The sequence below is a fragment of the Sporosarcina sp. FA15 genome, assembly GCF_051550195.1.
Taxonomy (GTDB): Bacteria; Bacillota; Bacilli; order Bacillales_A; family Planococcaceae; genus Sporosarcina; species Sporosarcina psychrophila.
In genome coordinates this window covers 3,268,547-3,293,842 of sequence record NZ_CP188818.1, presented here as the reverse complement: position 1 = coordinate 3,293,842, position 25,296 = coordinate 3,268,547, and the positions used below count along the sequence as shown (strand labels likewise).

At 42.2% G+C, this 25,296-nt stretch carries 27 protein-coding genes and 2 riboswitches; of the genes, 12 read left to right on the top strand and 15 right to left on the bottom strand.

The features are described from left to right. Positions 1–37: 37 nt before the first annotated feature. Positions 38–1,396 carry an aspartate aminotransferase family protein gene (locus tag ACP8HG_RS15435; protein ID WP_067213577.1) on the top strand — a complete coding sequence of 453 codons (1,359 nt, stop codon included), beginning with the start codon at positions 38–40 and terminating at the stop codon, positions 1,394–1,396. Between the two features lie 62 nt (positions 1,397–1,458). Here the strand turns inward: ACP8HG_RS15435 and ACP8HG_RS15430 are convergent, their stop codons facing one another. Continuing rightward, a complete protein-coding gene (locus ACP8HG_RS15430) occupies positions 1,459–2,094 on the bottom strand; it encodes a glycerol-3-phosphate acyltransferase (protein ID WP_438297103.1) in 636 nt (211 codons plus the stop codon). Positions 2,095–2,239: 145 nt separating this feature from the next. Continuing rightward, a riboswitch (SAM riboswitch) is annotated at positions 2,240–2,355 on the top strand. A 124-nt stretch (positions 2,356–2,479) separates the two neighbouring features. On the opposite strand from ACP8HG_RS15430, the gene ACP8HG_RS15425 reads away from it, so the two are divergent. From ACP8HG_RS15425 to ACP8HG_RS15415, 3 genes are read left to right on the top strand one after another with little or no spacing between them, the layout of a single operon-like run. Beyond that, positions 2,480–3,769 carry an O-acetylhomoserine aminocarboxypropyltransferase/cysteine synthase family protein gene (locus ACP8HG_RS15425; protein ID WP_187046140.1) on the top strand — a complete coding sequence of 430 codons (1,290 nt, stop codon included), beginning with the start codon at positions 2,480–2,482 and terminating at the stop codon, positions 3,767–3,769. 7 nt (positions 3,770–3,776) lie between these two features. Continuing rightward, positions 3,777–4,667, top strand: a complete 891-nt coding sequence (locus ACP8HG_RS15420; protein ID WP_438298668.1) for a hypothetical protein — start codon at positions 3,777–3,779, stop codon at positions 4,665–4,667. Further along, on the top strand, positions 4,625–5,611 hold the full coding sequence (locus ACP8HG_RS15415) for a homoserine dehydrogenase (protein ID WP_342539264.1): 987 nt from the start codon (positions 4,625–4,627) through the stop codon (positions 5,609–5,611). Before ACP8HG_RS15420 ends, ACP8HG_RS15415 begins: the two co-directional genes overlap by 43 nt. A gap of 40 nt (positions 5,612–5,651) precedes the next feature. Here the strand turns inward: ACP8HG_RS15415 and ACP8HG_RS15410 are convergent, their stop codons facing one another. The 4 genes from ACP8HG_RS15410 to ACP8HG_RS15395 form a co-directional block, all read right to left on the bottom strand. Continuing rightward, positions 5,652–7,142, bottom strand: coding sequence for a BCCT family transporter (locus ACP8HG_RS15410; RefSeq protein ID WP_067213572.1), 1,491 nt, complete (start codon positions 7,140–7,142; stop codon positions 5,652–5,654). 186 nt (positions 7,143–7,328) lie between these two features. Then, positions 7,329–7,559 carry an excisionase family DNA-binding protein gene (locus ACP8HG_RS15405; RefSeq protein ID WP_067213571.1) on the bottom strand — a complete coding sequence of 77 codons (231 nt, stop codon included), beginning with the start codon at positions 7,557–7,559 and terminating at the stop codon, positions 7,329–7,331. Positions 7,560–7,626: 67 nt separating this feature from the next. Then, complete coding sequence (locus ACP8HG_RS15400) at positions 7,627–8,109, bottom strand: QueT transporter family protein (protein ID WP_067213570.1); 483 nt, start codon at positions 8,107–8,109, stop codon at positions 7,627–7,629. A 7-nt stretch (positions 8,110–8,116) separates the two neighbouring features. Further along, positions 8,117–8,163: riboswitch (PreQ1 riboswitch) on the bottom strand. 258 nt (positions 8,164–8,421) lie between these two features. Next, entirely contained in the window at positions 8,422–8,757 is a 336-nt protein-coding gene (locus tag ACP8HG_RS15395) for a winged helix-turn-helix transcriptional regulator (RefSeq protein ID WP_231885738.1), read from the bottom strand. Between the two features lie 134 nt (positions 8,758–8,891). On the opposite strand from ACP8HG_RS15395, the gene ACP8HG_RS15390 reads away from it, so the two are divergent. After that, positions 8,892–9,521, top strand: coding sequence for a nitroreductase family protein (locus ACP8HG_RS15390; RefSeq protein WP_067213568.1), 630 nt, complete (start codon positions 8,892–8,894; stop codon positions 9,519–9,521). 1,031 nt (positions 9,522–10,552) lie between these two features. After that, the gene (locus ACP8HG_RS15385; RefSeq protein ID WP_187046137.1) at positions 10,553–11,422 is read left to right on the top strand and encodes a DMT family transporter; all 870 of its coding nucleotides are present in this window, start codon (positions 10,553–10,555) and stop codon (positions 11,420–11,422) included. Positions 11,423–11,461: 39 nt separating this feature from the next. Here ACP8HG_RS15385 and ACP8HG_RS15380 read toward each other — a convergent pair whose 3' ends face one another. From ACP8HG_RS15380 to ACP8HG_RS15370, 3 genes are read right to left on the bottom strand one after another with little or no spacing between them, the layout of a single operon-like run. Further along, a complete protein-coding gene (locus tag ACP8HG_RS15380) occupies positions 11,462–12,370 on the bottom strand; it encodes a CPBP family intramembrane glutamic endopeptidase (RefSeq protein ID WP_255428527.1) in 909 nt (302 codons plus the stop codon). Positions 12,371–12,396: 26 nt separating this feature from the next. Next, positions 12,397–12,954 (bottom strand): hypothetical protein, encoded by a 558-nt coding sequence (locus ACP8HG_RS15375; RefSeq protein WP_438297098.1) that lies wholly within the window; start codon positions 12,952–12,954, stop codon positions 12,397–12,399. Continuing rightward, the gene (locus ACP8HG_RS15370; RefSeq protein ID WP_338654735.1) at positions 12,947–13,825 is read right to left on the bottom strand and encodes a hypothetical protein; all 879 of its coding nucleotides are present in this window, start codon (positions 13,823–13,825) and stop codon (positions 12,947–12,949) included. The genes ACP8HG_RS15375 and ACP8HG_RS15370 overlap by 8 nt, the downstream gene beginning before the upstream one ends. A gap of 230 nt (positions 13,826–14,055) precedes the next feature. Between ACP8HG_RS15370 and ACP8HG_RS15365 the strand changes: the two genes are divergently transcribed. Together ACP8HG_RS15365 and ACP8HG_RS15360 are read left to right on the top strand one after the other, a co-directional pair. Further along, entirely contained in the window at positions 14,056–14,745 is a 690-nt protein-coding gene (locus tag ACP8HG_RS15365) for a response regulator transcription factor (RefSeq protein WP_438297095.1), read from the top strand. A gap of 156 nt (positions 14,746–14,901) precedes the next feature. Beyond that, positions 14,902–17,175 carry a sensor histidine kinase gene (locus ACP8HG_RS15360; protein ID WP_342539257.1) on the top strand — a complete coding sequence of 758 codons (2,274 nt, stop codon included), beginning with the start codon at positions 14,902–14,904 and terminating at the stop codon, positions 17,173–17,175. An 84-nt stretch (positions 17,176–17,259) separates the two neighbouring features. Here ACP8HG_RS15360 and ACP8HG_RS15355 read toward each other — a convergent pair whose 3' ends face one another. After that, on the bottom strand, positions 17,260–17,904 hold the full coding sequence (locus ACP8HG_RS15355; protein ID WP_067213559.1) for a CPBP family intramembrane glutamic endopeptidase: 645 nt from the start codon (positions 17,902–17,904) through the stop codon (positions 17,260–17,262). A 297-nt stretch (positions 17,905–18,201) separates the two neighbouring features. After that, on the bottom strand, positions 18,202–18,300 hold the full coding sequence (locus ACP8HG_RS15350) for a YjcZ family sporulation protein (RefSeq protein ID WP_156476121.1): 99 nt from the start codon (positions 18,298–18,300) through the stop codon (positions 18,202–18,204). Positions 18,301–18,578: 278 nt separating this feature from the next. On the opposite strand from ACP8HG_RS15350, the gene ACP8HG_RS15345 reads away from it, so the two are divergent. After that, complete coding sequence (locus ACP8HG_RS15345; protein WP_067213558.1) at positions 18,579–18,902, top strand: hypothetical protein; 324 nt, start codon at positions 18,579–18,581, stop codon at positions 18,900–18,902. A 102-nt stretch (positions 18,903–19,004) separates the two neighbouring features. Beyond that, the gene (locus ACP8HG_RS15340) at positions 19,005–19,460 is read left to right on the top strand and encodes a DinB family protein (RefSeq protein ID WP_338654739.1); all 456 of its coding nucleotides are present in this window, start codon (positions 19,005–19,007) and stop codon (positions 19,458–19,460) included. A gap of 155 nt (positions 19,461–19,615) precedes the next feature. Here the strand turns inward: ACP8HG_RS15340 and ACP8HG_RS15335 are convergent, their stop codons facing one another. The 5 genes from ACP8HG_RS15335 to ACP8HG_RS15315 form a co-directional block, all read right to left on the bottom strand. Beyond that, positions 19,616–20,248, bottom strand: a complete 633-nt coding sequence (locus ACP8HG_RS15335) for a response regulator (protein WP_067213557.1) — start codon at positions 20,246–20,248, stop codon at positions 19,616–19,618. Next, a complete protein-coding gene (locus ACP8HG_RS15330) occupies positions 20,223–21,269 on the bottom strand; it encodes a sensor histidine kinase (RefSeq protein WP_438297091.1) in 1,047 nt (348 codons plus the stop codon). The genes ACP8HG_RS15335 and ACP8HG_RS15330 overlap by 26 nt, the downstream gene beginning before the upstream one ends. Next, complete coding sequence (gene liaF / locus ACP8HG_RS15325; protein ID WP_340741052.1) at positions 21,266–21,967, bottom strand: cell wall-active antibiotics response protein LiaF; 702 nt, start codon at positions 21,965–21,967, stop codon at positions 21,266–21,268. Before liaF ends, ACP8HG_RS15330 begins: the two co-directional genes overlap by 4 nt. A 114-nt stretch (positions 21,968–22,081) precedes the next feature. Next, entirely contained in the window at positions 22,082–22,720 is a 639-nt protein-coding gene (locus ACP8HG_RS15320) for a PspA/IM30 family protein (RefSeq protein ID WP_067213554.1), read from the bottom strand. Positions 22,721–22,736: 16 nt separating this feature from the next. After that, positions 22,737–23,087: an ABC transporter permease gene (locus ACP8HG_RS15315; protein ID WP_187046131.1), complete on the bottom strand. Its 351-nt coding sequence runs from the start codon at positions 23,085–23,087 to the stop codon at positions 22,737–22,739. Positions 23,088–23,275: 188 nt separating this feature from the next. Between ACP8HG_RS15315 and ACP8HG_RS15310 the strand changes: the two genes are divergently transcribed. Further along, on the top strand, positions 23,276–24,424 hold the full coding sequence (locus ACP8HG_RS15310) for a thiolase family protein (protein ID WP_438297088.1): 1,149 nt from the start codon (positions 23,276–23,278) through the stop codon (positions 24,422–24,424). A 75-nt stretch (positions 24,425–24,499) separates the two neighbouring features. Further along, entirely contained in the window at positions 24,500–25,264 is a 765-nt protein-coding gene (locus ACP8HG_RS15305; protein WP_438298667.1) for a 3-hydroxyacyl-CoA dehydrogenase, read from the top strand. Positions 25,265–25,296 lie beyond the last annotated feature (32 nt).

Below are 25,296 nucleotides of genomic sequence, written 5' to 3'. Positions count from 1 at the left end.
CAGAAATTAATCGTGAAATTAGGAGGGGGTAGAGAAGATGACTACAGCAAAAGAGACTACAGGGTCATTAGTTGAAAAGGACCGGGAGAACGTTTGGCACCATATTTCTTCCTATAATGAAAAGAACCCACCAATGGTAGTGGAGAGTGGGGAAGGTGCTTGGATTACAGATCATAATGGCAATCGTTATCTAGATGGAATGTCTGGACTATGGTGTGTGAATGTCGGTTATGGTCGTGAGGAGCTAGCGCAAGCTGCCTATGATCAGATGAAAAAGATGGCCTATGCACCGATGACCCAAAGTCATGAGCCTGCTATTCTGCTTGCAGAAAAGTTGAATGAAATGCTTGGTGGTGACTATAAAATATTTTACTCAAACAGCGGATCCGATGCGAACGAAGTAGCGTTTAAACTTGCGCGTCAATACCATCAGCAAAATGGGGAACCGTCACGCTACAAATTCATTTCCCGCTATCGTGCGTATCATGGGAGCTCCATGGGGGCACTGGCAGCAACAGGGCAAGCACTGCGGAAATACAAGTATGAGGCACTTGCACCGGGGTTCTTGCACATCGCCCCTCCGGACAATTACCGCAGACCTGCGGGACAGTCAATTGAGGAGTACAACATACAACGTGCCCAAGAGTTTGAAGAGAAAATCATTTGGGAACAGAAGGAAACAATCGCTGGGATTATTATGGAACCGCTTATTACAGGAGGCGGTATACTCATCCCACATCCAATCTACTTGGAAAAGGTTCAGGAAATCTGTACACGCCACGGTGTACTGCTAATTGTTGATGAAGTCATTTGTGGATTCGGCAGAACTGGGAAAGACTTTGGTCATCAGCATTTTAAGTTGAAACCGGACATTATTACGATGGCAAAGGGACTAACGAGCGCTTACTTGCCACTTTCGGTTACGGCTATTCGAAAAGATATTTATGAAAAGTTCGATACAGGAGAAGATAACAGTCATTTCCGCCATGTTAATACATTTGGCGGGAATCCTGCGGCTTGTGCAGTCGCGTTGAAGAATCTTGAAATCATTGAGAGAGAAAATCTTGTTGAACGGTCGGCTGAGCTTGGCGAGCGCCTTCTAAAAGAGTTGGCTTGCTTATTGGATCATCCTTTTGTTGGCGATATTCGCGGGCTCGGATTCTTGTTAGGCATTGAACTTGTAGAGAACAAAGAAACGAAAGAACCTGCTGCAAACGCCCGTGTTGCGAAAATCATTGGCGAATGTAAGGCGAATGGACTTATTATTGGAAGGAACGGCGATACAGTTGCTGGCTATAACAATATTCTAGCGCTAAGCCCACCGCTGTCTTGTACCGATGAAGACGTGGACTTTATTATTGCGGTTATGAAGAAAGTGTTCAATGAAAATGCATGAGTTAGGATGAGATTTTTAATCTTGCTAAACCAAAAACGGAGAACCTCCAATTATAGGGGTCCTCAGTTTTTGGTTTTATTTTTTCTAAAGACCATTGAAACGCGCTTCTCGCTACGCTCTTTCATACGCTGAAAATTCTCGAGATGTTTCCAAATGGCGATTGCAAATAACAAAGTTGCTATTACGACTGGCCAGTATCCGTCTGCCAATACTGCCATCGCGATGAGCGTGACGTAGAGCATCAGCACACCAAACACGAGAAAGTCTGTTACTAGCGCTACGACGACAAATAATGCAAAACCAATGAGCCCGATCTGCCAGTCGATTGCAAGCAGTACACCAATTATTGTCGCTGTTCCTTTTCCGCCGTTAAAGTTCATATAAAATGGAAAGTTATGCCCAATAACGGCTGCGGCGGCTGTAAGAAATAAAAGTAAAGCCACAAAGGCTTCTGAAAATCCTGCGTTTTCTGCGAAATAGTGCACAAGTAAGACAGCTCCTGCACCTTTACTGATATCGATTACTGCAACTAATGCGCCGAACTTCTTCCCGAGAACAATGGTCGCATTCGAGGCACCGGCATTTTTCACACCGGTTTCTTTCAAGTTAACGCCGGATATTTTCTGCGCAACAACTGATCCATGCAGGCAACCAACTGCATATCCCCATAAGAGCACGCCTACAGTCCATAACCACATATCAAGTTCCTCCTAAAATAACGGTAGTCTAAGTGTAACATTCCACATAGACACAAGTTTCAGAAATATTATTCGGTAAACTATTGACAAAGTATTGAGATATCTACTATACTATGTCACAAGATGGAAAACTGAATATCACAAACTCTTATCAAGAGCGGCGGAGGGAATAGGCCCTGCGATGCCCGGCAACCAGCAAGTGACTAACTTGCAAAGGTGCTACTTCCTACAGATTCGTGCGAACGGTCTGAAAGATAAGGGGAGGAATAAGCGAAAGCGTAACCCTCTTCTTAAGCGAAGGGGGTTATTTTTCATTCCAAAAATACCCCTAACGTCTCCGCCCATTACAATCACATCCATCTAAAAAACTCTGGAGGTAATGACGATGACAAAACTTCAACCCGAAACACTTCTTCTGCACGGTGGACAAAAACCGGATCCTGTAACAGGTTCACGCGCAGTTCCAATTCATAGAACCTCATCTTTTGTATTCCGTGATACAGAACATGCTCAAAAACTATTTGCACTACAAGAAGCAGGCAACATCTATACACGAATTACAAATCCAACTGTTGCAGTTTTTGAAGAGCGTATTGCGCTTCTTGAAGGTGGTACGGCGGCAGTTGCATTCTCCTCAGGTATGGCAGCTATCGCTTTCTCTATCTTGAACGTAGCTGGTGCTGGAGATGAAATTGTCGCAGCAAGCAACTTATATGGCGGTACTTATAATTTATTCGCCGCTACACTTCCGCGCTACGGTATCAATGTAAAGTTTGTCGATGCAACAGATCCTGAAAACTTCCGTGCAGCAATTACAGATAAAACAAAAGCAATATTCGCAGAAACAATCGGTAACCCGAGTCTTCATGTACTCGATATTGAAGCGGTTGCGGACATTGCGCATGAAAACGGTCTACCGCTTCTTATTGATAGTACATTTGCTTCGCCATATGGTTCGAATCCTATCGAATTTGGTGCGGATGTTGTCATCCATTCCGCTACAAAATGGATTGGCGGACACGGTACCACGATCGGTGGAGTTGCTGTTGATGCGGGTACATTTGACTGGACGCAAGGGAGGTTTCCTGGCTTCACAGAGCCTGATGCGTCATATCATGGTCTCCGTTACGGAATTGATACAGCAGCGGCGGCATTTGCGACTAAACTACGCGTTCAACTATTGCGTGACTTCGGACCTTGCTTAGATCCAGATAGTGCATTTAATTTCCTCCAAGGACTTGAAACACTGCATTTGCGTGTGACAAGACATAATGAAAATGCCGTTAAAGTAGCGGAGTTCTTGAAAAAACATCCATCTGTCGAATGGGTAACATATACAGGCAACGAAGATCACCCATCTTATGACCTTGCGAAAAAGTACTTGAAAAACGGCTTCGGTTCCATTATTGTATTTGGTATTAAAGGTGGACGGGATGCAGGCCGGAACGTGATTGATAACGTCAAAATCTGGTCGCATGTTGCGAATGTTGGGGATGCAAAATCACTAATTATCCATCCAGCTTCAACGACGCATCAGCAGCTTGGGCCTGAGGACTTGAAAAAATCAGGTGTGACTGAAGAATTGATTAGACTATCGGTGGGCCTTGAATCCGCGGAAGATATTATTGCAGACCTTGCACAAGCAATCGAACTAGCGGTACCAGTAACAGTATAATTTTTTGGTGACAAGAAAGGGCGTGACAATCGTGGAGACGGGGATAGTGGAAATCGGGCATCTGGTATTGGAATCAGGAGTCGTCTTGGTAAATGTACAGCTTGCCTATGAAAGAACGGGCAGGTTGGATGCACCCCATGTACTTGTTTGTCATGCCTTGACAGGAAGTCACGTGACAGTTGGAACGGATGACTATCCGGGTTGGTGGAGCGGTCTTGTCGGCAAAGGAAAAAGTATCGATACAAATGAATTATCCGTTATCTCTTTTAACGCACTTGGCGGAAGTGACGGATCAACAGGACCGTTAACTGTAAATCCGGACACAGGCGAGCTGTATAGAAATTTATTTCCAGAAGTAACGATTCGAGATATGGTGCATGCAGAACGGAGAGCGCTGACGGTATTAGGTGTCAATCGATTAAGGGCGGTCATCGGGGGTTCGCTCGGTGGCATGCGTGTACTGGAATGGGGCATTATGTATCCCGAGGGTATGGATATTCTTTTCCCGATGGCGGTGACACCACAATCAACTAAAATTGGGAACATGGAATCTCCTTTTGGGAATAGCAGAAATGACATGGAGAGCTTCTACCCCTTAATCCGTGCCATGAATACGCATGACATCGGCCGTGGTCGAGGAGGCTTTGAACTAGCTTCCCGCCTGATATCTGCAAAAGTGGTGGCGTTTGCGTTTACACACGATCCGATGTATCCGACGGATGAAATTCGAACGTTCGCCTATATGATTCCCAACTCTATATATTGTTTGGTCAATACAAAACATGGCTATGAAAGTTTTTTAACGGAATTTGAAAAATGGGGACTCATCATCAAACAGTCCATGGAGGTGGCGTTATGGCGTCAATCAAAGTCGCTCTACTTGGCTTCGGCACTGTAGGTGAAGGGATTTATAGGATTTTGAATGAAAGGAAAGAAGAGATTAAGCGGGAAATGGGCTGTACAATCGACATTGTTTCCATTTTGGTCCGGGATAAGGAGAAAGAACGTCTAGCGACACCTGGAACGAAGATAACGGATGACATTCAAGAAATCCTGTTAAATCCGGACATTGACCTCATATTTGAGGCGATTGTTGGAGAAGAACCCGCTTATACGTTTCTTTCGGATGCAATAGAAAAAGGTTTTCATATAATAACTGCGAATAAGACCATGTTTGCGAAACATGGTCCGGCGTTACTAAAACATGCGGAGTTCCGTGGAGTTTACGTTGGGTATGAAGCAACGACGGCGGGTGGCATACCGATTATCCGTACGGTGACAAACTTGTTACCGACAGACCGGGTGTTACGAATTAGAGGTATTTTGAATGGCACTTCCAACTTCATCTTAACGAAGATGCGGGAAGAGGGAATTCCATTTAAAGCCGCGCTTCACGAAGCACAGACGCTTGGCTATGCGGAAGCGGATCCGACGGACGATATAAGTGGCAAAGATGCCTTTCGGAAACTGATGATTTTGAGTGCACTTGCATTCGGTACGCAACCAAATTGGCAAGACGTTTCGGTTGTTGGAATCGACAAGATTACTATTGAAGATGTGGCGGATGCATCTAAGGCTAAGCTTCGTTATCGGCATGTCGCTGATATTTTGATTGACGAAAAGGGGACATTGCACGGAAGTGTTGGCCCGGTACTTATCGGAACTCATCATTCGCTATATGGTGTCGAAGGTGTGGACAACGCAATCATCGTTGAAACTGACTATCTCGGTGCCTTAACACTTGTCGGTCCGGGTGCAGGTATGTACCCAACGGCAAGCGCAATGGTCGGAGACTTCCTTCAAATGATTGGAAAACGTGAAAAGGTTCTTGTTAATAGTTAAGAAAAAGCGATTCCATTTATGGAATCGCTTTTTCTAGTTATTATTTTAATTTCATCAACTTTAATTCGGCTTTCAACGCTTTGAGCAACGCGACAACCATGAGCAGCATGACGAAAGAGAAGGGCAATGCAGCGATGATGATCGTGTTTTGCAAAGCGGTGAGGCCGTTGACAGATAGCAAAATGAGCGCAATTGTCGATTGGATAACGCCCCAAATGAGCTTCACATTATTCGGCGGTGTCAACGAACCATTCGTTGACTGCATGCCAAGGACAAATGTTGCTGAATCGGCTGAAGTAACGAAGAACGATACAATCAATAAAATTGCGAAGACTGATATCATGAACGACATTGGCATAACATTGAACATTTCGAAAATCGTCAGTTCTGTACTGGATTGCGTCAAGTCGACAAGCCCTTTTTTCTGGATATCAATCGCTGTCGTTCCAAACGCTGAGAACCAGAATGTAACCAGCAAAGTAGGTGCAGCAAGTACGCCAATCATGAACTCCCTGATTGTACGGCCTTTTGAAACACGGGCAATGAACATACTGACAAACGGTGCCCATGAAATCCACCATGCCCAGTAGAATATTGTCCAGTCGTCAAGCCATTTCCGGTCGGTAGAGTCCAATGGTGCTGTACCGAAACTCATTTGGACAAGGTTTGAAAAGTAGCCGCCAAATGAATCAGTGAACATATTGAAAATGAGTAATGTCGGTCCAAGAACGACGATAAATCCAAGCAGTGCAAGAGCAAGGACTAAATTTGTATTCGATAAATATTTTATGCCCTTACTTAATCCTGACCATGCAGATGCAACGAACAGGACCGTGACGATTGCGATGATGACAAATTGTGAAAAGATATTGATCTCAACACCAAATAAGTAGTTTAGGCCTGCATTAATTTGAACAGCGCCGAAGCCGAGTGATGTAGCAACGCCGAATGCTGTTGCGAAAACGGCGAGTACATCGACGAGAGTACCCCATGGTCCAACCATTTTTTCACCGAATATCGGCTTCAATGTTGCTGAAATTAATCCCGGTTCCCCTTTGCGGAACTGGAAGAAGGCTAAAGATAGCGCAATGACTCCGTACATGGCCCATATGTGAATCCCCCAGTGAAAGAAAGATTGACGTAAGGCTTCTTTGAAAGCAGCATCCGTATTTGGATCTTCCGAAGCAGGACTGATTGCAAAGTGTGATAATGGTTCAGCGGCACCATAAAAGACTAGGCCGATACCCATCCCGGCGGAAAACAGCATGGCAACCCATGTAACTGTTGAAAACTGCGGACGGTCCGTATCTTTTCCAAGCCGGATTTTTCCGTATGGACTGACGATGAAAAAGAAACTGAGCGCTAACATAAATGACATGAGCAGCATATAGTACCAACCGAAAGACGACGCAACAAAGTTTCGGACATTCGTTGTAACAGCCTCAAAACTTTCAGGTGCAAACGCGCCATATCCGACGGTCAAAATAATCAGACCAATTGTGATGTAAAAGACATTTGAAATTTTCTTCATAATTCCCCCTCGTGGAGCTGGTAATTTGGAAACAGCTTCTTACTATACTAGCAAAGCATATTGAAAGCAACCAATCGATGTATTTAGTATTTTCTCTTATAGCGATTTCCATACCTTTAACGGAACGATACCCTATCTTAAATAAAACAAAACCGGCTGAAAATCCGTAGATTTTCAACCGGTTTTTCAATCTTCATCTTTAATGTCACGATCGGGTGGAATAGGTTCGTTCCGCCATTCATCGATTTGGTGTTTTAACATTTCGAGCTGTTCTAAATAGAGTCCAAACTGATCTTTGTTAATAAGGAATTTTTCACCATCATGGACGGAACGGATGCGACCTTCCCGCACGTACTTTTCTACTTGTTCGACAGGCATACCTAGATGTTCAGCGGTTTCTTGGATTGTTATGTACATCGATCCATCTCCTTAAAAAATCCCTCTATTTCAATCGCTAACAGTGAAATGGTGGGGATGGGTTATGTTAAATAAGTTTTTCGAATTTCAAACGTTTATTTAAAATCATCATAATCGGAATCCCGATAGCCATAACGACGAATTCACCTATTGCGACTGTTAACCAGGTAAGTAGGAAAGGCAGTTCTAATGCTAGATTCAACTCGAAAGCAATGATGAACATTGTAAAGGTGAAAACAAGCGTGTTGAAGACCATTCGCTTGAATATTCCAGATATGAATTTAGCAGAGAAAATCGTAATTGAAAGGGCTAGGATTGATTGGCTTACCCCAAAAAATAAGTCATACATACCAAGTGGGGAAAATAAGTTTGTCACAAATACACCAAGCACAATTCCAAATATGAGCTTTTTATTGAACACGACAAGATGGTTGAACATCTCAGGGATTCTAAATTGGATGGCTGAGTATGCTAATGGTGCTATTAATAGGGAAACAGCTACATATAAAGCGGCGATAATCCCGCTAATGGCCATTGTTTTTATTTTCATTATTCATTTCCTCCTAGTTTTTTTAGCGTGGGATGGTTGACGAACCACGTGTTAAAAAGCCTGCAATCCAGTGTATCATAGTGTTTTTGATTCGTACATGTCAATACATGTGAAAAATGAAGAAGTAAGAATTTGGATAGGATAAATATCGATGTCAGAGTCTCGTTGGGCCATGGAACAGCTCGGTATAAATGATCGAGAAAAGTGTAGGAATGATGAATGTGGTTAATCAAGGCGAGGGAAAAGAGCTATCAACCTCTAGGGGAAATAGCTCTTCTTTGGGAGTTTAATGAATTTTCTAACCTTTCTGATCTAAAGGTTTGTTCGCTTTGCCATCCAGTTCCGTATGGCAGTAATAACTTCTTTTAATTCCATCCCGCTGTCCGTTAGCTCATATCCAACTATAGTAGAAGAAGGCTCAAGTTGTTTTTTTGTAACGAGGCCTTCTTTGATTAATTCATTCAACCGTTCTGTTAAAAGTCGATCTGATATCCCTGGAATACCTTCAGTGATTTCATGAAAACGCTTGGGTCCGGACATTAGTGTATAAATAATTACCCCCATCCATCTCTTACCAATAAATTCAATTGTATCGTGAAAGTTGTTGCAGACATGTGATGAATTCCCACAATTTTTCGGTTGATTCACTAGTCGAACCTCCATTCTGCTTTATCTTTCATCTATCTTAACATGTATCGTTAGGGTTGACATAACAAACTTACTAATGGTAAGTTGAATATAGGTACTTACTATTAGTAAGTTTTAGAAAGGGAGGCAATACAATGACTACAACATTGAACTCACATTTATATAGTGTAATGAAGGACAGAAAATCGGTAAGAGTGTTCGATCCGAACGCTACAATCGCAAAAGAGGAAATTGCAGAAATGCTGAAGCTGGCAACAATAGCTCCTTCATCTAGTAACCTGCAATCTTGGAGTTTTATAGTTATCCAAGACCCCGAGGTGAAGAAAGAACTGCAAGTAATCGCTAACAATCAAGTCCAGGTGGGGGATTCATCTGCCGTTATCGCTGTCTTAGGTAATATCGATGCGTATAAAAAGGTGGAGCAAATCTATACACAAAATGTTGCAGAAGGTCATATGGATGAGTCGATTAAAGATCGTACGATTGCCAGTACGAATGCGGTCTATCCAACTATTCCAAGAGAGGCAAGAATGAATATCGCTTCTTTCGATGCAGGGCTAGTTTCTATGCAATTGCTGTTGATTGCCAAAGAAAAAGGCTATGATACTTCAACAATAGGTGGCTTTGATAAAGTGAAATTTGCTGAGAGATTCGACCTTCCTAGTGATCAATTCCCAATTGTACTGATTGCCTTAGGAAAGGCCGCTGCCCCGGCATACGGGTCTTCCCGCTTGCCTTTAGATGAAGTTGTGCGTTTTATATAAGAAATTTCTTGCCCGGGATGCTACATGCATTTCGGGCTTTTTGTATACCATCATCTTAACTCGCTAGTTGAGATGATGTGTATACAGAGTTTTAGTCAGTAAAAATGTCACATGTGTTGATTAACCAAAAACAACCTGAAAATCACTTAATCAAACACTAGGCGCTTCATGTGCAGTTACTTTTGGATTGCTTTGGATTGAACGACCTCTATACGATTACCGAGATGTCTTGAAGTGTAGGGATGCGACTTCGTCGCATCCCTACACTTTTTTTCGGTAATCGTATGGTGCTTATTCATCCGTCGCGCTCCAAATCCATACATACACAAAGTGCTAAATCTTTTTGGGACGAAAGAATAGCGGGGCTTCTTAGCTGGATAATAGCCACCAAAGATACAATTTTGGCGGCTGATGTCTTCTCCATAGGCTTGTCTTTTTTAGTTAAGAAAGAGTCACTTTCTTATAGTCCATCGCATGATAACACGAGTAATCTTTACTAAAAGTAAGCAAGGAACACCTTGTACAAAGTACTTGAGTGCCCGAAATTGTATCTTCGGGCACTTATAACCTATAAAAAAAATCATCTATTCTTTTTTCTAAAGTAGCTGTATTTTTCACTTGAACGTTGTAGGAACGCGACAGGCAACTATTCGTAGCAGACTTGCTCATCGGTAAAGATACCATGAATAGTTTGCCGAAAGCGGGTTGGAAATGATCCAGTGAAAATAGGATTTTTCAAGCCTTTCTTACCTGCTCTTTCTGCAAGAAGATGGTTAATCAACAGACGTGTAAAAATGTATGTTTCTCTTGGTTTGATGAAGTGAATAGAAATACATTTGGGGATATTGAGGAGATAATAGAAAATCGCGATGCATTGGAAAAAAGGAACGAAGAATACGATTGATTTTATTGCACGCAATTTAAGCTAGGTTCGTATAATCACCTAGAGATTCAATTAAGTAGAATTAAGGTATTGGAAAATTTGATTTATGTGGTATCTTCTACTGTAGAGAGAGTAAGGGGGGATCACTTTGTCACAACGTATTTCATATCTAGTCGTGCTGGTAGGTGCGATACTTTGGGGGACGACTGGCACAGCCCAAACATTCATGCCGCAAACGATTCATCCGTTGGCAGTTGGGGCATCGAGGCTTGCTATAGGGGGTTTTTCGTTACTAGTTATTTTGCTCATTATGCGTAAAATCGATTTTCGAAATTGGCCTTGGAGATCTACCCTGTATGCAGCTATTTCGATGGCCATTTTTCAGTATTTATTTTTTTCTTCTGTCAGATTAACGGGGGTTGCTATAGGCACGGTCGTCACAATCGGAAGTGCTCCAGTTTTTTCTGGAATCATTGAATGGTTACTAGCAAAACGCCGTCCGACTCGGGTGTGGATCATGGCGACAGCACTTGCAATTATAGGCTGTGCACTGCTCTTTTTAAATAAAGATGGAATCGTTGTAAATCCAGTGGGAATCGCGATGTCACTTGGGGCTGGATTGTTGTTTGCCTTTTATACACTTGTCAATAAAGACGTACTAGACAAGGTAGATCCTGTGCCTGCTGTTGCGGTTATCTTTTCGATGAGTGCGATAATGCTCATGCCATTCTTGTTTTTATTCGAAACGGAAGGGCTTATGACGGGGCGTGGAATTTCTGTTGTGTTGTATCTTGGGATCGTCACAACCAGTGTGGCATATATCCTGTTTTCTGCCGGATTGAAACGGATACCTTCATCGTCAGCAGTCACCCTGTCACTTGCTGAACCACTTACTGCTGCTATATTGAGTGTGATTGTTGTAGGTGAACGACTGACAGGAACGTCGTGGATGGGTATTGCGATGTTGCTTGGTGGAATTCTTGTGTTGACGTTGAGTGGTAGGAAAGTGAAGGTTTGAACAGTCTTTTTGTTTTTGAAATTCAAAATACAGGAAGCTTTAAAGGCTTCCTGTATTTTTTTGATTTTTCGATTTGGAATAAAGCTTTGTAGCGATAAAACCGACCAAGATTAGCATCGTTGCTAGGATTCCACCTTCTAGGCCGAATGCACCACCAGTCAGCCAATCATGTCCCTCGGCTAGTTCAACGCTATAGATGCCATTTGGTGCTGTACCGCTTACCGCAAATCCAAAAATATTCCCTTGGAAGTAGTTCCACGTAATATGATAACCAATCGGTAGCCACAAACTTTTTGTGGCGTCAAACATATAAGCGAATAAAAGCCCGACCAGTGCAATATTCATTAATCCTAAAAGACTTACATTTGGATTTGCACCATGGGCGATGCTGAAAATTAAAGCGGATGCTACGTAGATAACCCACTTTTTATTTCCCCTACTTGCCATGGTGGACATGACATATCCTCTAAAGAACATCTCTTCAAAGATTCCGACAAGAATAAATAGAACTAGAAAAGTAATCGTAAATATTGAGAAATGAGGGTTTGACAATGAATTAAGGAGTGTCACATTGCCGGTCGCCATCAATACAATAAAAATAAAGATAATCGATAATGCACCAAGAAACAGTCCAAACCATAAGTCTTTCAACGAACCTCTAAAGCCGAGCTCTTTCATGGAACCCTTATTTATAAAACGCCATAGTAAAAAAGTAATCACTATTCCACCGACTGTACCACCGCCTTGCATTAAAAGGGAAATCCAAGGGTGTGAATCGAAAGCAGTTTGCATATCGAGATAACTAAATCCCTCACTAAAAGGTGCTTCAGTGAACATCAATAAAAGAATCCCAGGAAGTGAGAATAACTGTTGAACAATTAGCATGGCTATAAAGGTTAGTAAAATAAGCCAGCCAGCCCTTACTTGACCTGATTGGTTTTTAAACATCTTATCCCTCCCAATTTCCACTGTTTTCATACCGAATAGTCGTGAGCTGTCTGTCGCGGTTGTGCTTGCCGAATGGCTGCAAGTAGTAGAAGAAACATGATATCCATAACTAAGGCGCCCATTGTCAGCATGAATGTAAGTGTGATCCATTGGTCCTCAGCTATATTCATGGAAAATGACATGAGCATTTGCACGGATAAGTGGATAGCTATATAAAATGTATAGACACTTTTCGTCTGGTTTATCAATGCTTGATTAGCATAGTCATTGACAATACTTTTTAGAACAGCGAAAAGAAAATAGGCGACAATCAGTTTTAGGACGAGTAAAGCAAGTGAATAGACTTCCCAAATACCGAGATAAGGCGCAGAAAGATTAACGAAAATTGCCGGGAAAGAAATGACTATGCCTAGTCCAGCTACGATTCCTGCTTTTTTTGCATGAGGATATTTATCGATAAGCATGAAGCATCCGGAGTAAATCAAATAATATCCGACAGGGTCAGCTAGCCAATCAAAACCAATATGGACCCGGAAAAAAATGAAAAGATACCCCCAGAACATATACCTTAATGCTTTATCCATTGGTATCCCCCTTTGTTTTCTCCTTGATAATTGCATTGACATCTTTTTGTTCCAAATAAGGACGCACAATAAGACCGCCTACTGTAGAAAAAGGCTTACCTGACTCGGTTGTTCCCGAAATATAGATGTTCACATCTAACACAGCTTTAAAGTCTGCGGCGAACTGGCTGTAGACACTTATTCTTTTACTTTTCTTTAAGTTCAGTGGGAATTGTATATTTTGCAAATCTAGTCCGGGTAACCTGCTCCATTCTTGGTCAAGAAACTTTTCATAGGTTCGTTCAGGTAGTGAAGGAGTGGAGGACGAATTTATTTTAATAAAGAAATTATCCTGCAAAACGTCTTGAAATGAGCTTTTAATCATTTCGATTGTCAGTGGTTCTAGAGCCCGATAATGATAGCCATCCCCACTTGAACTTACTTGTTCGAGAGGGGATTCTTCAATTACACGCGGTCGAATCGTCACGATACCAATAGGAACAGTTATCCTATTTCCATCAGAAAATGAGACATCTATTTCTGTAAAAGAATAATTTTCTGTATGAGTGGTTGGGTCAAAGTTAAACCTCACGTTGGTACTACGTAAAACATGGTGATTGAATACCTGGTTGTTTTGAACTTGTTCATCGAAAAAATAAGAGTCTTCTGGATAACCGATTAGTTCGCCGGTAGAAACAGATGAGACAACTGATGAGTTATTTTTGTTCGTTAAATAATAAAATGTCATATAAAAATCATCCTGATACTCCGCATCGATATAGTGGTCCAAGAATATGGGCTCATCGAGTTGCTTTGAGTAAGCATAAATGGAATTCAACATCCAGCTTATGCCGATTAAACTTAGCGCCACCCAGAAAAATCGTTCTTTCATGAACTCGCCCCCTTCCATCTAGTATATCAAATGGATAATATATCCTCTACGTTACTTAGGCGATATTGGCATTCATTCAAATATGAAAGTTTAACAATCATATTTTTTCTGGTAAAGAAAGTTAAGCTAAAAACACATCTTAAGACTTTCTTCATAATTACAATTGGTAAATGTTAAGATTTGGCGGGTACAATTGGTATCATAGAGTTAAGAAAAGCGAGGTGCGGAAGATGGCGAAGTTCACGGTGTTGGTAGCGGATGACGATCAGGATATCCGTGACGGGATTGAAATTTATTTAAAAAATGAAGGATACGACGTACTAAAGGCGGCGGATGGCAAAGAGGCGATCGAGTTATTGGAGTCGAACGACGTCCATCTTCTCATTCTCGACATTATGATGCCGAATATGGATGGTATTACGGCGACATTCAAAATTCGGGAAGTGCGCAATATCCCGATTATCATGTTAAGTGCAAAAGCGGAGGATTCAGATAAAATTCACGGTTTGTTTGTGGGAGCCGATGACTATGTGACCAAACCGTTCCATCCAATGGAATTGATGGCACGTGTGAAGTCTCAATTACGTCGATATATTCAATTTGGTACATATGACGGTCAGAAAAAAGTAGAAATCGACGGACTTGTTCTTGATGAAGAGGCGAAGGAAATAACCGTCGATGGTGATGTAGTAAAGCTGACTCCTATCGAATACAAAATCACAGAATTACTGATGAAGAATGCAGGACGTGTGTTTTCTATCAGTGAAATCTATGAACGGGTTTGGAACGAGGCGGCGTACAATGCTGAAAATATTGTCGCAGTTCATATTCGTAAAATTCGTGAGAAAATCGAAGCAGATCCGAAAAATCCAAGGTATGTAAAGGTGGTATGGGGCATTGGTTACAAAATCGAAAAATGATTATACTACTTTCTGGTCGATTCTTGCAATTGTTATAGCGGCACTGAGTATTGGTTACTGTTTCTCCTATATCATCGACTTGGTAGGCAATGGTGTGGAGCGTTCTAGTCGGGCCATCGCTTATCTCACACGGCTGATGAAAGGGAGTGTATGATGGTGAAAAAGAAATATGGTATACAAATTGTTGTGTGGACTTCATTAGCGGTATTATTTTTAACGGCATTGCTTTCAGTGACAGGTGGCAACTTACGTTATATTGGTAAGAGCTATGTAGAGTCGAATGATTTTCAATGGGAAATGAATAACTTTTATGGAAATCTTACTCAAGCTGTTTTGAATCCGATTGATATAGAAGCGGAGAAAAAACGGATTACAGTTACTAAATCCGAAATCGAAGAGCATCGTAATTACTATGGTACTCTTTCTGAGCAGATTGGTAATATTGAAGTGCAATATACGCAACGAATCACCGATGCGGAAGCGGTGAAAAGTGAAAAGCTGAAAGCGACATTGATAGAAGAGCGCGATGCGAAAATTGACGACATTCGGAAGAACTTTGAATCGGACGCGCATGTAGAAGTAAAGATCCGTGCAAGTAAAGAGAAACAGCTAGAAGAAGAGTTGCAGCGACGCATTCAGAACACCGAGGAAAATCTTTATTTTCCTGTTGTTTATGAGTTAACGGATAGTCAAACGGGAGAAAAGTTCACTTCAGGAGATATCCATGTTACGACGGGCTATAAAGAGACTTTCAGTGCGGAGGAAGGTTATCTCTTTGCGGCGCCTGATCAGTTGGATGACTTTTATTATGATAGTTATTCGTCAGAGGCCTATGAAAGTGGAGTTTCGGCGTTCAGAGATACTGTTTCAACCGTAACAGAAGAGACTGCGTCAGAGCATGCACAAGACGCCGCTTTGGAGTCTACTCAGCCACAAACTGTGAAGAAATTTGAGGGGACTGTAGTTGTACCGCAAAGTGCATTGCAGAAAGGTTCTCTGGGTAAAAATGTAAAACAATATAATCAAAAACAGTTAATTTTATATGTCCTTTGGACGCTTGGTATACTTGCTTTAGCGGCTTTGCTGACAGTTATACGTTTCAACAAGGAATGGGTCACGACAAGCTATTATGTAGAGAGATACCAACGGCAGAAAATTGACCTGAAAGCAGCATTGCTATTGCTTTCAGCTAGTGTTTTTTGGGTTTTATTAGGAAATGCTGTAGGGCGCTATGTCACATTTTTTACTCATTATAGATTAGAATCCGGAGTCATTCTCGGAATGACGCTTGTCATTTTAATGGTCTTCCTATGGGCGATAGTATTCCAATTGGTCCTACTTGTAGAGCGTGTAAAAGTTAGGGGTGCGCTAATACAGGATATTAAAGAGAGTTACAGTATGAGGTTCATACTTGCGTGGCAAGGGATGTTCTTGAATCGATCCATTGGTATTCAAATGTTCCTACTGTTAATTGGTTTTTTCCTAGCAGGTATCGGACTTTGCATTGTCCTCATCCAACCTATATTAATTATGATTTATATTCCGCTTGTCTTGTTTGCTGGATTGCCATTCCTCTATATCTTTGTGAGAAGAACAGCGTATTTGAATCGCATTATGGTTGCTACGGAAGCGATGGCGAATGGGCGATTGCACAAAGAAATTGATATTGAGGGGAAATCACCACTAGCGGAACACGCAAAGAATTTGAATAATCTTCGTGAAGGTGTCCATATTTCCGTGACTGAACAGGCGAAAAGCGAACGACTGAAAACAGAACTAATTACGAATGTCAGTCATGATCTCAGGACTCCATTGACATCAATTATTACCTACACGGATCTCTTGAAAAAGGAAGACATTACAGCTGAAGAACGTACAAAATATGTAGACATTTTAGACAAAAAGTCACAGCGTTTGAAGACGTTAATCGAGGATTTATTCGAAGTATCGAAAATGGCAAGTGGTAACTTGGAGCTTAACAAGCAGCGTGTTGATATGACGCAATTACTCCAACAAGCCCTTGCAGAGCACGAAGAAGAAATCTCGAAATCAGGACTGGATTTTAGGGTGAATTTCCCTGAAGCTGCACTCGTTGCCTATGTGGACGGGAAAAGATGGTGGCGCGTATTGGATAACTTGATTGTTAATGCCATCAAGTACACATTGCCGGGTACCCGTGTCTATATTACGCTTCGAAAAGTAGGGGATACGGCCGAATTCGTCGTGAAAAATGTGACGAAGTATGAGCTCGGTGAAAATATTGACGAATTATATGAACGCTTTAAACGGGCGGATACATCACGCCATACAGATGGTTCAGGACTTGGTCTTGCGATTGCGCAATCCATCGTTGATTTGCATAATGGGAATATGAAAATCGAAGTAGATGGGGATTTATTCAAAGTAACGGTCGTCGTGGCGGCGGTTTAACAAATAGATATACAAATAATAAGCTGTATGCAAAGCCCTTATAGAAGGGGAATGTGTACAGCTTTTTTTGTCATGCGGCCTTATTCAATAGAAGTACATGATATAGACACCGATAAGTAGTACACCAATATCTGCACACATGTGAATCGTCCAAGAGGGCAAAATTGTTCCGCTTTTTTCATTGGCAAGTTGAAAGATAACTCCACCAACCCAGAGCCCTGTTACAGCGAGTATAAGAAGAGCTGAGCTGAACCATGGAAGAAAAATTGAAATATGATAAATGGCAAAGAGGAATGACGGTAAAATAAACCGAATCCGAGATTTGCCAACAAGATTTGGCAACAGACCGCGGAAGTAAAATTCCTCTAACATCGAATTGCCGAACAGTATATAGAGAGCGATGAACGGGAATGTTGTAGTCGTTATACCTGCACTAGCAAGGTCAACTAGAAGTGCAGCAATATCTATGAAAGGCTGTAAGATGATGAACGCCGCAAAGATAATCCCCATAATCGCAACTCCAGAACCAATCGCAATCAACATGCTTTTTCGATCAGTTTGGACCAAGCGTAAGAATGGGAATCCCGTCTTGCGGAATAATAGGAGTGGGACGAGCAGGAATAGAGTCACTTTCGCCGCCGTTTTCCAGATGTATGTAACTTCTACTGATTGTTCAATCCACAGTAGAAAAGTGATGCTGAATAACGATAAAATAATTCCCCGTATCATAGTAGATCCTCCAATCATTGATTCAGTATTGGACGACCAAATAATGTCTAAAGTTTCATTAAAATTAATAAAATGGAAATATGGAAAGGGAGCGCTTATCAAGCGCTCCCTAAGAAAAAAATAATACTATATATGTTGACCAAATAAATACCCATATAAATTGAGCGAAGGCGCCTTTTAAGGGGGAGCCAAAGTCATAAGACTGGCAGCATCCCCTAGCGCAGTAGCAAATTCAGTGGTTTCTTTATTTCAACATATATAGCAAGTATGCTGGTACTAGATGCACAACATCCTTAATTAACCAATGAAGCAAGCACCGATAATAATTAACAGGATGAAAAGCACAATAATTAACGCAAATGAACTTCCGCTCTCATATCCTCCGTATTGACCCATTGTCAACACTCCTTTCATGAATGGTCTAATTTAGCTTATGCAAATAGATTACTAGGCACTAAGTACAAACGCCTTTACGACTGCCAAAGAAATAATTGCTTTTGGTTATTTAGAAGAATAGTTTAGCTGACAAGTAGATGGATAGACGTGGTAATTGGAGTGGCCATCCTGCTGTCTAGTATGGGATTCTACTTGCTTGTTTAATGAAATGTGTTGTATCATTAGTTTAAAATATGGGAATAGAATCACTATTCGAAGAAGGAGGATCAATAGATACTATGACAAAATCAGATGGTAAGTACCCAAACAAAGAAGATCTTGAACCGAAAGTGAAAGGGGTAGCTAATTCCGATGAGCTTCCACTCGCGGATCCATCCGATTCGAATACATCGGATGTCTTTAGAAAAAACACCTTGGACAAGACTGGTGAGAATGAACAGTCAGCATACGGAACATACAAAACGGACACTGGTTATAATAAGCCAAGGTCGGGCGAACAATACCCTTTTGGTGAAAAACATCAAGAAGATAACAAGTTTGATCAAGAAACACACGAAAAATGGAATAAAGAGAAACCGAACGAAGATCCATTTAAACCATAACTTAGTAGCGGTCGTCCCTTTGTGGAGCGACCGTTTTGATTTGTAGATAAGATGCGGTAGAGTAGAAGAGAAGCAAAGAAAGGAATGATTGTCATCGAAACAATGAATCAGTTAAAATTCACACGTATTTATACACTTGGCCGTCTTGTAAAGTCAAAAGCAGAAGCTTGGGATGCACAACCAACAGGATTCAATAACACGATTCGTTGGAATGCGGGTCATATTTTTGTAACGATGGAAACACTCATTCAAAAAGCGGTGGAAGGTTATGAACCTGTCCATCCCGAATGGATCTCTCTTTTTGTGTCGGGATCAGGCCCTAACGACTGGGAAGGAAATGCTCCATCAACAGACGAGCTCCTCGCGGCATTAGAGGAACAACCAGAACGTGTCGTTAAAGCGCTCGAAGGTAAACTAAGCAATACGTTACAGGAACCGATGTCAATTGGACCCTTGCATACAATGGTGACAGTTGAGGCAGTCGTTCAATTTGCAGTGTGGCATGAAGGCGTTCATGCAGGCATGATTAATGCTTTGAACCGTTTGGCTTCAGAATAATTCTGGAGCAAAAGCGTAAGCCTCTAGGCGCTAGAGTCTGGGCGTGAAATATCGCCTTTCTCAGGTTATCCTCGGGCCGATAATTATATAATTTCCTGCATTAAAAAAAGCAGTCATCACACGTCCGTTTTAATCTGACGTAAGATGACTGCTTTTCAATTTACTAATTCATGCTTAAATGCATAAATGACTGCTTGTGTCCGGTCTTGCACTTCTAGTTTAGATAATAGATTGCTAACATGTGTTTTCACTGTTTTCAGTGCAATAAATAAATCATCTGCGATTTCCTGGTTCGTTTTACCTTTCGCAAGGTGCAATAATACTTCAAGTTCACGTTCCGTCAACTCATCATGGGGCTGCCGTTCATTGCCTGCTCGCATTTTGCGCATCATTTTTGTTGTGACTTCAGGTTCCAATACTGTTTGTCCTTTTAATGTTTCACGGATGGCCTCTGCAATTCGCTTCGCATTCGATGTTTTTAATATATAGCTGATTGCGCCTGCTTCAAGTGCTGGATATACTTTGTCATCATCTAAAAAACTTGTCACGATAACGATTTTTGCTTCCGGCCACTCCTTAATGATGGCAGCAGTTGCTTCGGCACCGTTCATTTCCGGCATCACCATATCCATCAATATAATATCGGGGCGTAACTCAAGTGCTTTTCCTACGGCTTCGCGCCCATTTACCGCTTCGCCGATGACTTCCATATCCGGCTGAATCTGTAGATAGGCAGAAACACCGATTCTCACCATTTCATGGTCATCCACTAACAGGATCTTGATCATTCGGTCCATCTCCTTTTCGAGCAGGTAATTTCACTTCCACAATCGTCCCTTGTGAGGGAACGGAAACGATTTTGCATGTTCCACCGATTTCAATTGCACGTTCTTTAACGTTTTGCAGACCATATGAGCCGCCTTTTCCATCACTATCTTTGAATCCGATACCATTATCTTGCACCCGGAAAATTGCGAGCCCGTCTCGTTCCACAAATAGCACATCGACTTCCGTGGCTTGTGCATGGCGCAGTGTATTGGACAGCGTCTCCTGCGCGATTCGGAATAACTGATCTTCCGCACCTTTTGATAATGTCACTTCTTCCAAACGGAATCGGATATCGAATAGCACTTTTTCCCTTAATTCAATTAATAGCTCTTCAAGTCCTTCGGCAAGTGATTTGTTATTCAAGGGTGCCGGTCGTAAATGGAGTAGCAAGGCGCGCATTTCCAGTTGCGCCTGTTGGACGATTCGCTCGACTTGGAGTACCGGTTTTTGTGCGATAGCAACTTCGTTATTTTCCGTAATAGCGGATAATAGCATCGATGCGGCGAACAGTTGCTGGGATACAGAATCATGTAACTCGCGCGCGAGTCGCTGTCGTTCTTGTATAATTCGTTCTTGGATAAGTTTGTCTTGCTCCTCCGCACGCTCATCTATGATCCGTTGCAGACTTTTTCGCTGCGTATGAATGACCGTTGATACGGTCCCGATTGCCCGGTCCATACGGGGAGAGAACCTCTCGATTGAATCAGTTTCTAGCTCAGTGTCGATCAACCCTGTTATTCTTTGCTCGATTGCTTTCTCTTTTGAACTTCCTAAAAAACCTGTCCATATAGCGATTCCCCAGGCAAGCAAGAAAATAGTAGTCAAAATCCACAAGCCAAGCGAAACATTCGCAAATTGCAATTCATAAAACGCAAACCAACTTTCTTCTATTGGCAAACCAAGAAGGAAATAGATGTACACCGCTGCAATCGCAATAAATAAAATTGATAAAACAAGTCCGCGTCCGATGACTGCCTTCATTTTCGTGTCACCTCGACATCTCCGCCCCAAGTGGAAAGCGTAATGATAAGTTCAGGGGAATCAGCAGATTTCCCTTCATAGCTATCTTTCATATGGAGCGATTCATTAATGAGCCGTTTCCGATAAATATTGAAAAGCTTAGCATCACCGATTAATGTCGTGTAATGAATGCGTACGGGGATTTCGTAAGGTAAGTCAATTTTTATTTTTCCAATACCTTGCCTAACAGAAATTAAAGAAGTTCCTTTTGGCAGTACTGTATCCGTTACATCGATGTGAATATCACCAAAGAGTCCGTGGATATGGATGTCCTCCCATTCATAAGACGCAAAGGGGGATGACTGGACGGAAAATAGTTTGTTTTTCCAAATTCCGTTGGGCGTTTCTCGTTGAAGATCTTTGAGAGGACGCATTATTTCTTCCGACGGTACGCCCTTCCATAGTTTTACGAGGACGTAGATGATGACGGTGAAAATGAGCATCCGTAAACTCCACAAAGTGAAAAGTGCCATTGCGATAAAAAACAGGCCTGGTAAAAATAGCAGCTTCGATCGTTTCCGCAAACCGTAATAAATTAGTCCGGCACCAAGAAGGACGAACACGATATTGCCGTTATGAAAGAAAGCTGCCTCGACAAAAATGAGTAGCAGGAAAGTTAGCCCCCAAAATGTGATTTTGCTTGTATCGATTCGTTTCATTTTGTTATTCTCCCTTCTTGAGGTCAGATTATCTGTAAATAAGAAAAAAGGTACACAACCTAAGTACACCGATTCCTGCGGCGATGGTTGCATACCTGCATCCTACAGTCTATTTTACACAATTTCTACTTCTTTTGCGGATTCTTTCTCTAATGTCTCAAGGCGACGGTCCATTGATGACGTTTCGTACTCACGTTCAATCTTTCCGCCAAGGTTTTCGATATACTTTTTCATATCTCCAACTGATGCCATTTTACTGTCTGCATTTTCAGGAGAGATGATTTGATCCATCCGGTGATGGGCGCGGGTCACATTCTCTTTCCCCATCAATTGCAGCTGACGAACTTTCATATCTTTCACTTTATGTTTCATTTCCTCGAATTTACGCTCCAGTGAAATTAATTCATAAGCCGTTTCCATAACGCTTTCCGAAAGTTCTGCTGCACGCGTATCGTACGCAGCGATTTCCTCCTCGGCAAATGCGATTAAGTCTTCTTCACCAGCAGTTTGTGCAAGTTCAAGCTGACTACGACGTTTTTCTGACATTTTTTCAGCTTCTGCCAACTCTTTCTGCAGTTCTGTTTTTAGTTTGCTTTGACGTTCAAGCAATTTCCCAATTGATTCGGTCTGTTTTTCTGCCTCGCGGATGTATTGATTTAACATGGCAATTGGATTTTTGCTTTCCTTTTTGTCGAGCACCGTGTGAAGATCTGCTTGTACCGAGTATTTAAATCTATTCCAAAGTGAGTTCATAGTTAGTTCCTCCTCATTATTTTGTAATTTCATTCCACTGACGTTCGAAGTTTACGAATGGATCGTCAGTAGGGTTATTGATGATGTTACTGTTTTCTGAGCCATGCCATTTACGCCAAACATACAGAACACCGACTAAAGCAATGATTCCGATGAATGCCGGTACATTTGCTATTGCTGTTAACAAGCCAATGACAAGTACGCCTCCCCAGAACAATTTCGAGATTGTGGAAGTGCTCTTTCTGAAGTAATGGAACCCCGCGTATGCAATCAATGCTGAAAATGCAAGTGCGAGAAGTGATCCGAGATTCGCAAGGGCAACGATTGCTGCTGTAATACCAAGTGCTGCAAGACCTAGTTTTTTCATTTGTTGTTCCTCCTTTCGTTTGTAGCTTAATCTTATAACGATTTCCGGCTCGTCCAAACGGGCGCTAAGCGGATTTTCACCTAGGACTTGAGGCTGATTCGATCTAAGTCATACTAGATTTTGTAAGTGTTTTCATGTATTCTATTATTATAAGAAAAGTTAATTAATTCGGATAACGGGGTGTAGGTATGAAAGAGGTTGTTATTGTTCAGGGAGTTAGAACTGCGGTAGGTAGGAGAAAAGGGAGATTTTCGGCCTACAGACCTGATGAACTTGCGGCTGTGGTATTTGAGGAACTTATGAAACGCGCAGGGATAAATAAAGAAGACGTGGAAGACGTCATTCTTGGTTGTGTTACCCAATCAGGTGAACAAGGTGGGAATATTGCTAGGACAGCAGCGCTCATCGCCGGATTCCCAATACATGTACCTGGTGTGACAATTGACCGGCAATGCGGATCGAGTCAGCAAGCTGTTCATTTTGCGTCACAAGCTATTCTGTCTGGGGATATGGATATCGTCATTGCAGGTGGAGTTGAAAGTATGACGCGTGCACCAATGATGTCCAATATGGGAGATGCAAAACCAAGTACAAAGCTCCTAGAAAAATATGAAATCATTAATCAAGGACTATCAGCTGAACGAATTGCTGAGAAGTGGGAACTGTCGCGGGAAGAACTAGATCGCTTTTCATTCGAAAGTCACCAAAAGGCGATTTACGCAATTAATGAAGGGAAATTTGAAGAAGAAATTGTTTCTGTTGAAATCATGAAAGAAGATGGCACAACAGAACTATTTTCTAAAGATGAAGGCCCTCGTTCCGAATCGACAACAGCAGTGTTGGCAGGATTACGGACGGTCTTTGATGAAAATGGCGTAATTACAGCGGGTAATGCAAGTCAAATGAGTGACGGGGCATCTGCTGTACTCCTTATGTCACGCGACAAAGCGGACGAACTTGGCGTGAGGCCGATCGCACGCATTGTTGCACGAGCTGTTGTTGGCTCTGATCCGACGTTAATGCTAACTGGTCCAATTGAAGCAACACGGAAAGTACTTGAAAAGGCCGGTCTTACAATAGAAGACATGGATACGTATGAAGTGAACGAAGCATTTGCACCAGTGCCGCTTGCTTGGCTGAAAGAAACGGGTGCTGATTCTACGAAATTGAACCCGAACGGCGGCGCCATCGCACTCGGTCATCCACTTGGCGCGACAGGCACGCGATTACTGGTGTCGATGATTCACGAATTAAAACGGACTGGCGGACGTTATGGGCTACTCGCAATTTGCGAAGGAATGGGTATGGCGAACGCGACAATTATTGAACGTATTTAATTTCATTCAGTGAGGGTCCAAACCCCTGCTAAATGAAATTTAGGTGTATTCGATTAGGGGGATTTAGGTGTGGAAATGGAAAAAGTAACGGCAATCGTGACAGGTGGAGCATCCGGTCTTGGGGAGGCCACTGTAAGGAGGATAGTAGACGCCGGAGGAAAGGCAGCTATCTTCGACAGGAATGAAGAGCGTGGACAAGCACTTGCAAGAGAGCTTGGAGAGGAAAGTGTTTTATTCTTCAAAACGGATGTTGCGGATGCGGAAGAAGTGGAAGTAAACGTTGCTTCCGTAAAGGAGAAGTTTGGAGAAGTAACAGCCGTTGTTAATTGCGCAGGTATTGCGACGCCTGGGAAAGTGTTGTCGCGTAGCGGTCCGATGGTGCTTGACCAGTTTGAACAAGTCATTCGAGTAAACCTGATAGGCACATTTAATGTAATTCGTGTTGCGGCGGCCGCAATGCAAGGAAATGAGCCAAACGAAGAAGGGGAACGTGGGGTTATTGTGAATACTGCTTCCGTTGCTGCTTTCGAGGGACAAATTGGACAGGTTGCATACAGTGCTTCAAAGGGCGGCGTTGTTGGAATGACATTACCGATTGCACGTGAACTCGCGGCATTCGGTATCCGAGTGATGACAATTGCACCGGGTCTTGTAGAAACGCCGTTATTCGACGGGCTACCGGAAGCCGCACGTAATTCACTTGCTTCAATGGTACCGTTCCCGAAACGACTTGGGCGACCAGATGAATATGCAAAGCTTGTTGAAAATATATTTACTAATACACTGCTCAACGGTGAAGTAATTCGGTTGGATGGTGCGATTCGGATGCAACCAAAGTGAGTTGGAAACAATGGTTCGCCGATAAACATGGC